Origin of the sequence: Caproiciproducens puteiluti (genome assembly GCF_052442865.1) — a bacterium.
Lineage (GTDB): Bacteria > Bacillota > Clostridia > Oscillospirales > Acutalibacteraceae > Caproiciproducens.
In genome coordinates, this window is record NZ_CP194790.1 from 1,094,469 (window position 1) to 1,107,556 (window position 13,088).

Genomic DNA, 13,088 nt, shown 5'->3' on the forward strand with positions numbered 1-13,088 from the left:
TTTAAGAAGAAAGGAATTTCTATGAAAATTGTAGTAATCGGTGATATCGTCGTTCCCTGTGAACTGCTGACAGAGGCGGCGGAGTCCCTGGGCGAACCCGGTCAGAACACGGTCGTTCCGATTGTGTGGCCGGCCGAAACGCGCCAGAAATTTCAAAAGAAAGCACAGAACATAGAAAAGAACGGCCCGACGGCGGAAAAGGTCCCCGAAGAGGTCTACCGTGAAATCGCGGACGCGGACATCCTGCTCACGCATTTCTGCCCGGTTCCGGAGGAGCTCATCGCACAGGGAAAGAAGCTCAGACTCATCGGGACCTGCCGCGGCGGCATGGAGCATGTAGATGTCGCGGCGGCGACCAAATACAACATCCCCGTTATCCACTGCATCCGCAACGCGGAAGCAACCTCGGACTTTGCAATCGGCCTGATGTTCGCGGAAACACGCAATATCGCCCGGGCACACGCCGCGCTCAAACAGGGCGAATGGCGTAAGGAATACGTAAATAACGGCTATACCACCTCCATGTGCGAAATGACGCTGGGTGTGGTCGGCCTTGGACATATCGGCAAGCTGGTCGCCAAAAAGGCCGCAGGAGTGGGCATGAAGGTCATCGCCTACGACCCGTACGTAACGCAGGGGTCCCTGGATGAAACGGGGCTGCCGGTCCGGCTGGTGGAGCAGGAGGAGTTGTTCAGAACAGCGGATATCGTCACGCTGCACCTGCGCCTGACTCCCGAAACAAAAAACAGCGTGGACGGGAAGCTGATCGGCCTGATGAAGCCCACCGCCTATCTCATCAACACCTCCCGCGCCGGTGTGCTGGATAAGGACGCTCTCGTGAAAGCGCTGCAGAATAGGACCATCGGCGGCGCGGCGCTGGACGTGTACTGGGAAGAGCCCATCCCGAAGGACGACCCGCTTCTGGAGCTGGACAATCTGACCATGACGCCGCACAACGCGGGCAACGTGGTGGACGCCCTTCCCAAATCGCCCCTGCTGCTCGCGCGTACCATCAAAGCCTTCTGGGAAACCGGAAAGAGCGATATGGTGGTGAACCTCAGAAATATCAAACGCTGAACCGATTGGCGGGGCTGTTCCCCGCGTATGAAAAGGAGAAATGACTTATGTTGATGGAAAAGGAAAGAAAAGAAATCGCAGAATACGGCCGTAAAATGAGCTCTTCCGGTCTGAGCAAGGGTACCAGCGGCAATATCAGCATTTATGACCCGGAAACCGGCTATATGGCGATCAGCCCTTCCGGTCTCGGATATTTTGACACCGAGCCGGAAGACGTGGTCGTCATGGACCTGAAGGGCAATATTATCGACGGCAGCCGCAAGCCCTCCAGTGAGCACGGCCTTCACACCGTGATGTATCTGAACAAACCGGACGCCCGCGCGGTGGTACATACCCATTCCACCTTCTGCACTACGCTGGCCTGCCTCAACACCCCGCTGAAAGCGGTGCACTACGTCATCGGCGGCGCGGGTGCGGCAACGGTCCCCTGTGCGGAATACGCAACCTTCGGAACACCGGAGCTGGCGGAAAACGTCGCCAGGGCGATCGGTAAAAGCAAAGCCGTTCTGCTGGCGAACCACGGCCTTGTCACCAGCGGCCCAAGCCTTGCCAAAGCCTTCGGCCTGGCCGTCAATCTGGAATTCGTAGCCGAAATGCAGTGGAGAGCTTCCTGTATGGGAACCCCCGTTGTGCTGAGCGACGCGGAGATGGATACGGTGATGGAAAGCTTCAAGAGCTACGGCCAGCCGAAAAAAACGGATGAGAAAAAGGACGGAATGGGCTATTAATCTGAAGGACGGGAGAATGGAAAAATGCTGGCTGCCATGCTGTACGGTGTGGAGGATATCCGCATCATGGAAGTGCCGGTCCCGGAAATCGGACCGGGCGAGGTACTGATTCAAAATAAGATTTCAACAACCTGCGGCACCGATGTGAAAAACTTTAAAAGAGGATATCCTCTTTTAAAGCCGCCGCATCCTTACGGACATGAATTTTCCGGCGTGATCGCCGCAGTGGGAAAAGACGTTAAGGGCTTTCACGAGGGCGACCGCGTAGCGGTCCACAACACGGCCCCCTGCAATGAGTGCTATTACTGCAAGAAAGGCCTTTACTCCATGTGCTCCAATATGACGTTTAACCGCGGCAGCTACGCGGAATACGTAAAGGTACCCGAGTCCATCGTGCGCCAGAACATGTTTGTGTTGGACAGCTCCGTTTCCCACAAGACCGCTTCCCTGATGGAGCCGTTTTCCTGCGCGGTTTACGGCATTGAGAACTGCCCCGTCCATCTGGGCGACACCGTGGTCGTGAACGGCGCGGGACCCATCGGCCTGATGTTTGCGCGTCTGGCGGTGCTGAAGGGCGCCAAGGTCATTGTAACGGATATGATGGAGAACCGTCTGAAACTGGCGGAAAAAATGGGGGTCTGGAAAACCTGCAACCTGACCGGTGTGGAAAGTCCGGTGGAGGCCATCCGTGAACTGACGGATGAGAAGCGCGGCGCGGACATCGTCATCGAGGCCACGGGCCTGATCGACGTGTGGAAAACCAGCGTGCAGATGGTGCGCAAAGGGGGATTCGTGCTTCTGTTCGGCGGCACAAAATCCGGCAGCGAGCTGACGGTGGACGCCACCCTGCTGCATTACTCGCAGATTACCATCAAAGGCGTGTTCCACACCACTCCGCGTCATGTCATGACGGCGCTGGAGTTGCTGAAAATGGGTGTGATTTTAAGCGAGGATTATATTCAGAACGAGTACAGGCTGCCGGATCTGGAAAAGGCGATCCGCGAACACGCTTCCGGCAGCGTCATCAAGAACTGTATCATATACGACTAAAAGGAGTGGGAAAGCAACAATGTATTCAATCAAGCTCGGCTGTGAACATATTTACTGCGGGGAAAACGCGGTGCAGTACCTGAAGGAACTGCCCGCCGTCCGCAAGCGTGCCTACATTGTCATGAGCGGCACCATCCTTCAGGAACTGGGTCAGCTCAAAATTGTCACGGACGTTCTGGAAGAGGCTGGCTTTACATGGAAGGCCTATACCGATGTGGAGCCTGAGCCCAGCTTTGAAACCGTCAAACGCGGAACCGCGGACATGAGGGAATTCGAACCCGACTGGGTGATCGGGTTTGGCGGCGGCTCCGCCATGGACGCCGCGAAAGCCATGTGGGTTTTCTACGAAAATCCGGAGTACCGGGAGCTGGATGACGTGATGCCCCCCAACGAGATCAAAAACCTCAAGGTAAAGGCGCGCGTGGCCTGTATCCCTACCTCGGCGGGAACCGGCAGCGAGGCGACCCGCGCGGCTCTGATCAAAGATACCGTAAAGAAGAAGAAATACTCGATCCGCTGCCTGAAAGGCCGCATGGTGCCGGATGTCGCCATCCTCGATCCGGCGTTTTCCATGACGATGCCGAAAAGCCTGACGGCCGCTTCCGGGATGGACGCGCTGACCCATGCCATCGAATCCTATGTCACCCCGATCGACAATCCGTTTTCGGACGGGATGGCAATGGCCGCGTTTATTTACGGATATAAAAATCTGCCCATCTGCTATGAGGACGGAAAAAATGCGGAAGCCAGAGCAAAGATGCTGGAGGCTTCCTGCATGGCCGGTATTGCGTTTTCCAACTGCGCGCTGGGCATCGTACACAGCATTGCCCACACCTTCGGGGCGGAGTACGGCGTGCCGCACGGCCTGGCGAACGCCATTGTGCTTCCGTACGGCCTGCGGTTCAACTCCCGCGACAGCCGAACGCAGGCCCGTTATGACGAGCTGGCTTCCTTCGTGGGGGAAACCTCCCTGCTGGACGGGGTCCTGGCACTGCGCAAACGCATCGACGTGCCTCCCCGCATGAAGGATGTTGTGCCCGACGAGCAGGATGTGCTCGGCAAAATCGACATGCTTGTGGAAAAGGCCATGTCCGACGTCTGTACGCCCTTTACTCCCGTAAAGCCTACCACGGAAGAGCTGAAAGCGTTGATCCTGGAGGTCTACTACGGAGAAAAGGGACATCAGGCTTAATCTTCTCAATTGTTTATACGTACTTGCTCATGACGAACGACTTCCAATATTAGAATTCAGCAAAGAACGCCGCTGTCAAGCGGCGTTCTTTGCGTCTGAAATGTTATATAAACAGTCACTCTCAAAACAGAAGCCTATGCGGGGAAACATAGCTTCAGAATATTCCTGGCTGGATTTATCCTGAAAATTTTGATGAGTTTTGCCGAAAGAAATGTTAAATTATACAAAACAAAGTTAAAAAATTCGGCATTTTATAAATATTGACTTTATAAACTCCTCAGGTATAATTAGAACATAGTTCAACTGGTCATGACGACATGACGATATGATTAGGATTGGGAGGGGGTTCTACGGAACAGTCAATGCTGCCAAAGTATTTTATTCTGAAACGCAGTCTCATTGAAAAAATCAATCAGGAAGAATTCAAGGCAAATGAAATGATTCCGAGCGAACGGGAACTGATCGAGATGTATGATGTCAGCCGGATTACCGTGCGCAAGGCCATCGAAGAACTGGTAAATGAAGGGTATCTGTATAAGGTGCAGGGCAAGGGGACATACGTAAAATCTGACGATTACAGTCAGGACCTTATTTCCATTACCAGCTGTACACAGGATGTTATCAATTTGGGAATGACGCCCGGAAGAAAGGTGATATCGGCTTCCGTGATTCAGGCGGACCGGAAAAGGTGCCATACCCTGGAAATCGGGGAAAACGACAAGGTGTTCCGGCTGGAAAGGATTTATTACGCGGATAATGAGCCGATCAACCACACGGAGACATATCTTCCTTATAAATTATTTCCCGGAATTGAGAAATTCGACTTCTCAAGCGATTCCCTGTACAAGGTTCTGGAAGAGCAGTATCACACGAAAATAACGAAGGCCAAGCGATCTGTAGAGGCGATATTGGCAACGGATGAAATCGCCGATTATCTGAATGTGAACCCCGGAATCCCGATCCTGCTTTTCGGCTGCGTTACCTATGGCGTCGTCAACGGCAAGGAAGTTCCCATAGAAAATTTCAAGTGCTGCTACCGCAGCGACAGATTTAAGTTCTACATTAATCAGGTCAAGTGAGTTTTTATTTTGGCGCTTATTAAATTGAAACTTCATTATTAAGGGGAGAATGACAATGAAAAAAACATTGAAAAAAATCCTTTGCCTCGTAATGGCCACGATGATCGGCGCATCCGCCTTGGCTGGATGCGGCAGCAAGGACAGTACGGATCAGGGCAGTCAGGCTGCGTCGGCCTCTTCCGCTGTAAAGAGCGACAAGAAAATTGCCATTGTGTGTGATTCTGCGGGACAGAATGACAATGGGTACAATCAGGCCGCCGTCAGCGGCGCCAAGCAGGCCGCGGAAAAGTACGGTATGGAATACAAGGTCGTTGAACCGACCAACGGCGTTCCCTCCGCTCTGGAAGCCCTTGCGGAAGACGGATACAACGTGATCTTCAGTCTGGAATATGACTTCGACGCTTTGATTAAAGGCGTCGGCGGTTCCAAGCCTCTTGCCGAAATGTATCCCGATACGACCTTTGTCGTATTCAATGACAACCCGAATGTAAACGAGGATGGTTCCGTTAAGTATAAAAACGTTATTTCCGTGCTGTTCGACGTACATGAAGGCTCTTTCCTTGCCGGTGCACTGAGTGTCCTGGTAAATGAAAACGCCAAAGTCCTCTTTGCGGATGGCTACAAATTCAAGGACCCGGCTCAGGGCGGCCGCGCACTCGGATTCATCGGCGGAACCAATTCAAACGGCATCACCGTATTTTCTTACGGCTACATCGCCGGTGTGAACTACATGGCGAAGGAACTGGGCGTAAAGTATGACTACTATGCAAAATACGACGCAGGCTTTACCGATTCCGCACTGGGAAGCACGGTAGCCGGTACTTATTACGACAAGGGTGCCAACATTGTTTACGGCGTCGCGGGCGGCGTAGGCGAAGGCATTACCTCCAAAGCGAAGGAAGTCGGAAGGCTGGCGATCCAGGTTGACGCCAACAAAGACGCTCAGCAGCCGGGCTATGTCCTTACCAGCGTGCTGAAAAACACCGATGTCCCGGTCATGACCATCTGCGACGCCCTGGCAACCAGCAAGCTTGCCGGCATGGGAAATCTGCAGTCCTATTCTCTGGCTTCCGGCGCTACCGGCATTACGGATCTGGCTGAAATCAGCAAACACATTGCCACAACCTCCGAGGCACAGGCAAAGTGGAAGGAAATCCAGACCAAGCTGAGCGAAATCAAAGAAAAAGTCGGTTCGGACATTAAGGTCGTAAATGCACAGGCCGGCGATAAATTTGACGCTTCTGCCTACCCGAACGTAACCATTAAATAATAAAACGCTGGGGGCGTAAACTGAAATGAGCATGATTCAAACGATTGATCTAACCAAAAAGTTTGGCGATTTCACTGCAAATGATAAGATCAGCATTTCGGTGGAAAAGCAGGAAATCAAGTGTATCGTGGGCGAAAACGGTGCGGGTAAATCCACTTTGATGAATATGCTGTATGGATTGCTGCGTCCCACAGAAGGTAAGATTTTACTTCACGGCAAAGAGGTCGCGATCGGCAGCCCTGTGGATGCCATCGCGCTCGGATTGGGAATGGTGCACCAGCATTTTAAGCTGGTGCCCAGTCTCACTGTTTATGAAAATATTCTTCTCGGCACGGAATTGAAAAAATCGGCCAAATCACCGTTTGTCGATAACAAAACGGAAATCGAAGAGGTCCGGAAGCTGATAGAGAAATATAAATTTGAATTGAATCCTACCGATAAAATCGAGGATATCTCAGTCGGCGGGCGGCAGCGGGTCGAAATCCTCAAAATGCTGTACCGCAACGTGGATATCCTGATCCTTGACGAGCCGACCGCGGTGCTTACCCCTCAGGAAGTGGACGAGCTTTTTGTCAACCTGAAGGAACTGCGCGCACAGGGGAAAACCATTATTGTTATTACCCACAAGCTGCGCGAGGTCATGGAGCTGAGCGACAGCGTGACGGTCATCAAGCAAGGCAAGGTTGTAGGGAACCTGCTTACCAAGGATACCTCGGAAGAGGAACTGGCCCAGATGATGGTCGGCAGAGATGTCGTACTGACCGTACAGAACACGGCGGAGACCAAAGCGGCAAACGAGGTGGCCTACTGCGTGGAGGATGTCTGTACGATCAATGATTACGGCAAAGAGGTGCTGCACAATATTTCCTTTTCCGTTCATAAGGGAGAAATTCTCGGCGTGGCCGGGGTTGAGGGGAACGGTCAGTCGGAGCTGGTAAAGGTTCTGACCGGCATGATGAAAACAACCTGCGGAAGGGTTTCCATATATGATAAGGACATTACCAATAAATGGCCGGACGAGCTGCGGCACAACGGCGTTGGGATTATCCCCGAGGACCGTTATGCGCAGGGGCTCTGCAGTACGATGAGCATTGCGGAAAACTGTATCGCCGGTTATCACGGCGCTTCGGATGTATGCCGTCTGGGCTTTTACAACAAAAGAAGCGTGTCCGCAAAACGCGACCGCTTCATTAAGGATTTTGACATTCGCGTGGGCGATATCAACGGCAATGTGGGTCAGTTGTCCGGCGGTAATGCGCAGAAGATCATTGTCGCAAGGGAGTTTTCAAGCTCGCCGAGGCTGCTGATAGCCTGTCAGCCGACACGCGGGGTCGATATCGGGTCCATTGAGTTTATCCACAACCAGATTTTGAACTTCCGCAATGCAGGCAACGCGGTGCTGCTGATTTCCAGCGAGCTTTCCGAAGTGATGAGCCTGTCTGACCGGATTATCGTGATGTACAAGGGCGGTATTATCGGAGAAATTTCACCCAGGGAAATCAGCAGTTCGGCGATCGGCCTGCTGATGGCCGGGATTAAAAATTAACAAGGGGGCATTGATAATGAAAATGATTAATTTTGGAAAACGCCTCCTCAACTCCATACTGCCTGTTTTGTTGGCGTTTGTAATCGGCGGAATCATCATTCTGCTCATTGGTGAAAATCCGGTTGATACATACGGGATTCTGCTGGGGAAATCGCTGTTTACGGCAAAGGGCCTTCTGAATACGCTGCACTATGCTTCGCCGCTGATTTTAACCGGTCTGGCGATTGCCATTACGTTTAAGGCCAATATCTTCAACATGGGCGTGGAAGGGCAGATGCTGCTCGGCGCGTTTTTTTCCGGTGTGGCGGGTGCCTATCTGCCTGCTTCCCTGAACCCGGCTGCGGCAAAGCTGATTTGTCTGGCGGTCGGTGTTCTCTGCGGTATTTTGTTCGCTCTGGTTCCGGCGGTCCTGAAGGCATACTTCCATGTAAATGAAATGGTGGTCACCCTGATGCTGAACTACGCGATGATCAAGGTACTGGAGTTCCTTTCCACGGGTGTGTTCCGCGATTACAGCTCCGGCTACGTCTGTACGCCGACCATTCACGACAATGCTATGTTTTCGCGCATCGGAAACTCGAGAATCACCCTGTTTTTCTTTATTGCGGTCGCTGCGTTTCTGGTCATGTATTTTGTTATGAACAAATCCAGACTGGGGTATGAAGTGACGGCGATCGGGAAAAATCCGGAGTTCGCGGAGGCGGCCGGAATGAAGGTCCACCGGAAAATCATGATCCTGATGATCATCAGCGGCGCGCTTTCCGGGCTGGCCGGTTCGGGCTATATGATGAGCGAGCAGTTCAAGTACACCCTGAGCTTTTCGGGAAATCCCGGCCTTGGTTGGGACGGGATGCTGATCGCGCTGCTGGGCGGTCATTCCCCGGTGGGAATCCTGATTGCGGCCGTTTTCTACGCCGCACTGAAAACCGGTGCGGATCATATCAATCTGTATTCCACTGTTCCAAAGGAAATCGTTTCGGTTATTCAGGGCCTGATTATCCTTTTCCTTGCGGTCAAGTTTGTGGACGAGCATACCGACATCCGGAAAAAATTGTTTGGCAAGAAAACCGGCAAGGCTGAGACAGCCGCCGCCAAGGAGGCATAAGGATGGATATTTTAGGCAACATTTTATACGATACCGTTTATCACAGTGCCCCGATTGTCCTGTGTGTCCTGGGCGGCATATTTGCCTACAAGGCTAATGTGCTGAACATTGCGTTGGAAGGAATGATGCTGATCGGAGCGTTTACTTCGACTCTCTGCGCGTTTCTTACGCATAACGTCGCGCTGGGCATCCTTCTTTCCATGGTATCGGCGCTGATTTTCGGGCTGATTTTTTCCCTGATGGGCGTTACCTTCAAGGGCAATGTTATTATCGTCGGTCTGGCGATCAACCTGCTGACCTCCGCGATCGCCCGGTTTGTTCTGGTGACGATGGATACCTCCAATATTACGCTGAGCTTTCTCAATGTAGCGGATTTCCAGATCCATATTCCCGTGATTGAGAACATTCCCCTGCTCGGCAGGATTCTCAGCGGCCACCCGCTGATCACCTATATCAGCTTTATCGGTATTTTTGTTATGTGGCTTCTGATGTATAAGACGCGGTTCGGCATTTATGTCCGCGTGGTGGGCGAAAACGAGGACGCCGCAAAAAGCATCGGTTTGAAAACCGACTTCTACAAATATGCCGCGGTTCTGATCGGGGCATTGTGCTGTGGCCTTGCGGGCGCGAATCTTTCCACGGAACGGCTGGGACTGTTTACCAATGACATGACTGCGGGCCGCGGGTTCATCGCAATCGCAGCTATCTACTGCGGACAGGGGTCCCCGACCATGTCGTCGCTTTACGCCATCCTGTTTGGTCTGGCGCGTGCGCTGTCCGTGAACCTCAGCATTTATGCCGGTCCGGCTGCGGGGCTGTTCGACGTGGTTCCGTATGTCATTATGGTCTGCGTGCTGACGGCGGTTTCCATCGTCAAACGCAAGAACAATAAGATAAGAGGTTTTAAGAATGAATGAAACCGCTCTGATTATCGTGGATATGGTAAAGGATTTCACGGACCCCGACGGACTTGTGTATTATCCGCAGAACCGCGTAATCCTTCCGAAGATTGCGCAGGTTCTGGAAAAATGCCGAGAAAAGGGCAAGCTGATTATCTTTCTGCAGCACTGCAACCGGGTGGGGAAGCCGGACGAAAAAGCCGCGTCCATGCGCCCGAACTGTCTGGAGGGCACCAGCGGAATTGAAATCGACCCGATGCTCAAAGTGGATGAGGAAAAGGATTATGTGATCCGCAAACGCCGCTACAGCGGGTTTTTCGGTACGGACCTCGACCTTGTGCTTCGTGAGAACCATATAAAAAACACCGTGATCGTGGGGACCAAGACCAACTGCTGTATCCGTGCCACCGTGACCGACGCCTTTTACCTGAATTATCATCCGATCGTGATCCGTGAATGCGTGGCGACGAATTCGGAAACGGTCAATGAAGTGCATCTTACGGATATCCAAAAATATCTGGGGACGGTTACGGATATGAATACATTTTTTGAAAAACTGGATAACGGAGAATGGTAATGAAAAAGTACGACTTGATTACGAGCGGATATGTCAGTATGGACCACATGCTGAAAATAAAAACACCCGCGGCCGTCGGTTTTACTTCTTTGATTGAAAATAAAACCAATTCGGAAATTTATTATGGGGGCTGTTCCGTCAACATCGCATACGCGCTGTGCCGGCTTGGAATGAAAGCGATGCCGGTTCTGCGTGTAGGCGAGGACTACCGAAAAATTGGATTTGAAGCGTTTCTTCAGGACGGCGGCGTCCCGACGGAGGGGATTTCCATGGTGGAGGGCGAAACAACGTCGGTGTGCTATCTGATCCAGGACAATATGGGACAGCACATCACGATCTTTTACCCGGGCGCCATGGACGGCCGGTATTCAAGACCTCTGGACGACGCGATCTTTGAAGAAGCCGGTATGGGCGTTATTACCGTTGCGTCCCGTCCGGACAATCAGGAATTTTTTCAGAAGTGCAGGAAGCACGACGTACCGGTTGTGTTTGGCATGAAGTCCGATTTTGACGCGTTTCCGGAGCCGTTTCTCAGAGAGCTTCTGCTGAACAGCAAAATCATCTTTACCAACGAGGCGGAGCGCGAAACCATCGAAAAGCTTTTCCAGCTGAATGATATTACCGAGCTGTTTCGCCTCAGCAGCGCGGAGATCATCGTAACGACTTACGGCAAGGAAGGCAGCAAGTATTACCGGCGCACGGAGGACGGTTCGGTGGATACCGCCTGTATCCCCATCTGCGACTGCATCCGTGTGGTCGACACGACCGGTTCCGGGGACGGATATATGGCGGGCTTCCTGTATGCGTACCTGAAGGGCATGCCGATGGCGGACTGCTGCAGAATGGGCAGCACGCTCTCCTCCTTTATCATCGAAAAGGAAGGCTGCTGCACCAACGCGCCTTCCCAGGACGCATTGATGAAGCGGTTTGAGAATTTCAAAAAATGTATTTGTTAAGGAGAGGGTAGTCATGCCAACATTATATCTGGGAGCGGACGCCTCCACGGTAGCCCCTTACGTCATTTTTTCCGGCGATCCGTGGCGTGTCGAGGTGCTGAAAAAATATCTGGACAATCCGCAGCACGTCGCGTTTCTGCGTGAGTTCAATACTTACACGGGCCTGTACAAGGGAGTGAAAATAACCGTTACGTCCACCGGGATCGGCGCGCCGTCGGCGGCCATAGCCATGGAGGAAATGTACGAGGCAGGGATGAAGGTGGCGGTGCGTATGGGCACGGTCATGTCCCTGCAGGACGATATGCTGGGCCATTTTATTATCCCCATTGCGGCAATGCGCCGGGAAAGCACAAGCAAAACTTATGTGGAAGAAAGTTACCCCGCCGTGGCCGACATTGGTCTGGTCAACATTATGAACCGGACAGTGACCGATTTCGGCAGGCGCTATCTCAATGGAATCAACTGTACCATGGACGGGTTTTACAGCAAGATGCACGATTCCAGATTCTCCAAAGAATGTGGAATCGATATGCTCAGGACCTTTGAAGAGCTGAAGAAGCTGCATGTTACGGGCGTGGATATGGAATCCGCGTGCATGCTGACGCTCGGCCGTCTGATGGGGGTAAAAACCTGTGTGGTGACCATGGCGACAGTGCTGGAGAATCTGAAGGATACGCTCAAGGGGCAGGATCGGACGGACGCCGAAGACCTGCTCTGCCGTGTCGTATTGGAAGGAATCTACCGTTGCCATACACAGGGTGAAAATCAGGAAAATATAGGATCTTGTTGAAAGGAAGGTATTGATATGGATATCAGGAAAGTGATTGCGTGCAATCAGAAATTTGTGATCGGTATGGTGCACTGTCTGGCGCTGCCGGGGACGGCAGGTTTCGGCGGGGACTGCGATAAAATATTGAGTCAGGCCGTTCAGGACGCCCTTACGCTTGAAAAAGCCGGGGTAGACGCCATCATTGTTGAAAATATGGGAGACGATCCGTTTGCCGCTCTGCTGGATACTCCTCAGGTGGCGGCGCTCTCCGCGGCCACGGCGCTTGTAAAGCAGGCGGTGAAAATCCCGGTCGGCGTGGACGCGGCGTTTAACGACTGCGTGGCTGCCCTTTCCATTGCGAAAATCAATGGATGCGATTTTATCCGCGTGCCTGTTTTTGTGGACACCGTTGAGTTTTACGGAGGGATTATCCAGCCCTGCGCAAGGCTCTGCATGCAGACCAGAAGAAATCTGGACGCCGAAAACATTATGGTTCTGGCCGATATTCAGGTCAAGCATACCAATATGGTTCTGCCCCAGGTGACTATTGAGGCTTCCGCCAAAGCGGCAATCGGCTGCGGCGCCGACGGCCTGATCATTACCGGCTCTGCGATCGGAATGGAAACACCGATTGAAATGATCGAGAAAGTGAAAAAGATTTCCCGTATTCCGGTGATCGCCGGCAGCGGCGTTAACGCTCATAATATCAACGAGCAGCTCAATATCGCAGACGGCGCCATCATCGGAAGCAGCCTGAAAAAAGACGGCGTCATCACAAACCCCATCTCCTATGAGCTTGTGCGTGAGGTGCTTGGCGGACTGCGAAAATAATGGATTGAC

At 52.5% G+C, this 13,088-nt stretch carries 13 protein-coding genes; all 13 read left to right on the forward strand.

Going from position 1 to position 13,088, the window contains the following annotated elements; genetic code table 11:
• Positions 1 to 21 precede the first annotated feature (21 nt).
• The 13 genes from ACRQU7_RS05170 (at position 22) to ACRQU7_RS05230 (ending at position 13,079) form a co-directional block, all read left to right on the forward strand.
• A complete protein-coding gene (locus ACRQU7_RS05170) occupies positions 22 to 1,077 on the forward strand; it encodes a 2-hydroxyacid dehydrogenase (RefSeq protein ID WP_444644253.1) in 1,056 nt (351 codons plus the stop codon).
• A gap of 47 nt (positions 1,078 to 1,124) precedes the next feature.
• On the forward strand, positions 1,125 to 1,805 hold the full coding sequence (locus ACRQU7_RS05175) for an L-fuculose-phosphate aldolase (protein ID WP_038322989.1): 681 nt from the start codon (positions 1,125 to 1,127) through the stop codon (positions 1,803 to 1,805).
• Between the two features lie 24 nt (positions 1,806 to 1,829).
• Positions 1,830 to 2,855, forward strand: a complete 1,026-nt coding sequence (locus tag ACRQU7_RS05180) for an alcohol dehydrogenase catalytic domain-containing protein (RefSeq protein WP_444644256.1) — start codon at positions 1,830 to 1,832, stop codon at positions 2,853 to 2,855.
• Positions 2,856 to 2,874: 19 nt separating this feature from the next.
• Entirely contained in the window at positions 2,875 to 4,047 is a 1,173-nt protein-coding gene (locus ACRQU7_RS05185) for an iron-containing alcohol dehydrogenase (protein WP_444644258.1), read from the forward strand.
• Positions 4,048 to 4,409: 362 nt separating this feature from the next.
• Entirely contained in the window at positions 4,410 to 5,126 is a 717-nt protein-coding gene (locus ACRQU7_RS05190) for a GntR family transcriptional regulator (protein ID WP_141827417.1), read from the forward strand.
• 55 nt (positions 5,127 to 5,181) lie between these two features.
• Positions 5,182 to 6,396 carry a BMP family lipoprotein gene (locus ACRQU7_RS05195; protein WP_444644260.1) on the forward strand — a complete coding sequence of 405 codons (1,215 nt, stop codon included), beginning with the start codon at positions 5,182 to 5,184 and terminating at the stop codon, positions 6,394 to 6,396.
• A 25-nt stretch (positions 6,397 to 6,421) separates the two neighbouring features.
• Positions 6,422 to 7,942, forward strand: a complete 1,521-nt coding sequence (locus ACRQU7_RS05200; RefSeq protein ID WP_444644262.1) for an ABC transporter ATP-binding protein — start codon at positions 6,422 to 6,424, stop codon at positions 7,940 to 7,942.
• A gap of 16 nt (positions 7,943 to 7,958) precedes the next feature.
• Positions 7,959 to 9,047, forward strand: coding sequence for an ABC transporter permease (locus tag ACRQU7_RS05205; protein ID WP_444644264.1), 1,089 nt, complete (start codon positions 7,959 to 7,961; stop codon positions 9,045 to 9,047).
• Between the two features lie 2 nt (positions 9,048 to 9,049).
• Entirely contained in the window at positions 9,050 to 9,964 is a 915-nt protein-coding gene (locus ACRQU7_RS05210; RefSeq protein ID WP_444644266.1) for an ABC transporter permease, read from the forward strand.
• Complete coding sequence (locus ACRQU7_RS05215) at positions 9,957 to 10,523, forward strand: cysteine hydrolase family protein (RefSeq protein ID WP_038322999.1); 567 nt, start codon at positions 9,957 to 9,959, stop codon at positions 10,521 to 10,523. Before ACRQU7_RS05210 ends, ACRQU7_RS05215 begins: the two co-directional genes overlap by 8 nt.
• A complete protein-coding gene (locus ACRQU7_RS05220) occupies positions 10,523 to 11,479 on the forward strand; it encodes a carbohydrate kinase family protein (protein ID WP_444644269.1) in 957 nt (318 codons plus the stop codon). Before ACRQU7_RS05215 ends, ACRQU7_RS05220 begins: the two co-directional genes overlap by 1 nt.
• A 13-nt stretch (positions 11,480 to 11,492) precedes the next feature.
• Entirely contained in the window at positions 11,493 to 12,269 is a 777-nt protein-coding gene (locus ACRQU7_RS05225) for a nucleoside phosphorylase (protein ID WP_444644271.1), read from the forward strand.
• A gap of 15 nt (positions 12,270 to 12,284) precedes the next feature.
• Entirely contained in the window at positions 12,285 to 13,079 is a 795-nt protein-coding gene (locus ACRQU7_RS05230; protein ID WP_444644273.1) for a BtpA/SgcQ family protein, read from the forward strand.
• The last annotated feature ends 9 nt before the right edge of the window (positions 13,080 to 13,088 follow it).

Coding starts and splice junctions, on each gene's coding strand:
- ACRQU7_RS05170 (WP_444644253.1), top strand. CDS start 22: ATGAAAATTGTAGTAATCGGTGATATCGTCGTTCCCTGTGAACTGCTG.
- ACRQU7_RS05175 (WP_038322989.1), top strand. CDS start 1,125: ATGTTGATGGAAAAGGAAAGAAAAGAAATCGCAGAATACGGCCGTAAA.
- ACRQU7_RS05180 (WP_444644256.1), top strand. CDS start 1,830: ATGCTGGCTGCCATGCTGTACGGTGTGGAGGATATCCGCATCATGGAA.
- ACRQU7_RS05185 (WP_444644258.1), top strand. CDS start 2,875: ATGTATTCAATCAAGCTCGGCTGTGAACATATTTACTGCGGGGAAAAC.
- ACRQU7_RS05190 (WP_141827417.1), top strand. CDS start 4,410: ATGCTGCCAAAGTATTTTATTCTGAAACGCAGTCTCATTGAAAAAATC.
- ACRQU7_RS05195 (WP_444644260.1), top strand. CDS start 5,182: ATGAAAAAAACATTGAAAAAAATCCTTTGCCTCGTAATGGCCACGATG.
- ACRQU7_RS05200 (WP_444644262.1), top strand. CDS start 6,422: ATGAGCATGATTCAAACGATTGATCTAACCAAAAAGTTTGGCGATTTC.
- ACRQU7_RS05205 (WP_444644264.1), top strand. CDS start 7,959: ATGAAAATGATTAATTTTGGAAAACGCCTCCTCAACTCCATACTGCCT.
- ACRQU7_RS05210 (WP_444644266.1), top strand. CDS start 9,050: ATGGATATTTTAGGCAACATTTTATACGATACCGTTTATCACAGTGCC.
- ACRQU7_RS05215 (WP_038322999.1), top strand. CDS start 9,957: ATGAATGAAACCGCTCTGATTATCGTGGATATGGTAAAGGATTTCACG.
- ACRQU7_RS05220 (WP_444644269.1), top strand. CDS start 10,523: ATGAAAAAGTACGACTTGATTACGAGCGGATATGTCAGTATGGACCAC.
- ACRQU7_RS05225 (WP_444644271.1), top strand. CDS start 11,493: ATGCCAACATTATATCTGGGAGCGGACGCCTCCACGGTAGCCCCTTAC.
- ACRQU7_RS05230 (WP_444644273.1), top strand. CDS start 12,285: ATGGATATCAGGAAAGTGATTGCGTGCAATCAGAAATTTGTGATCGGT.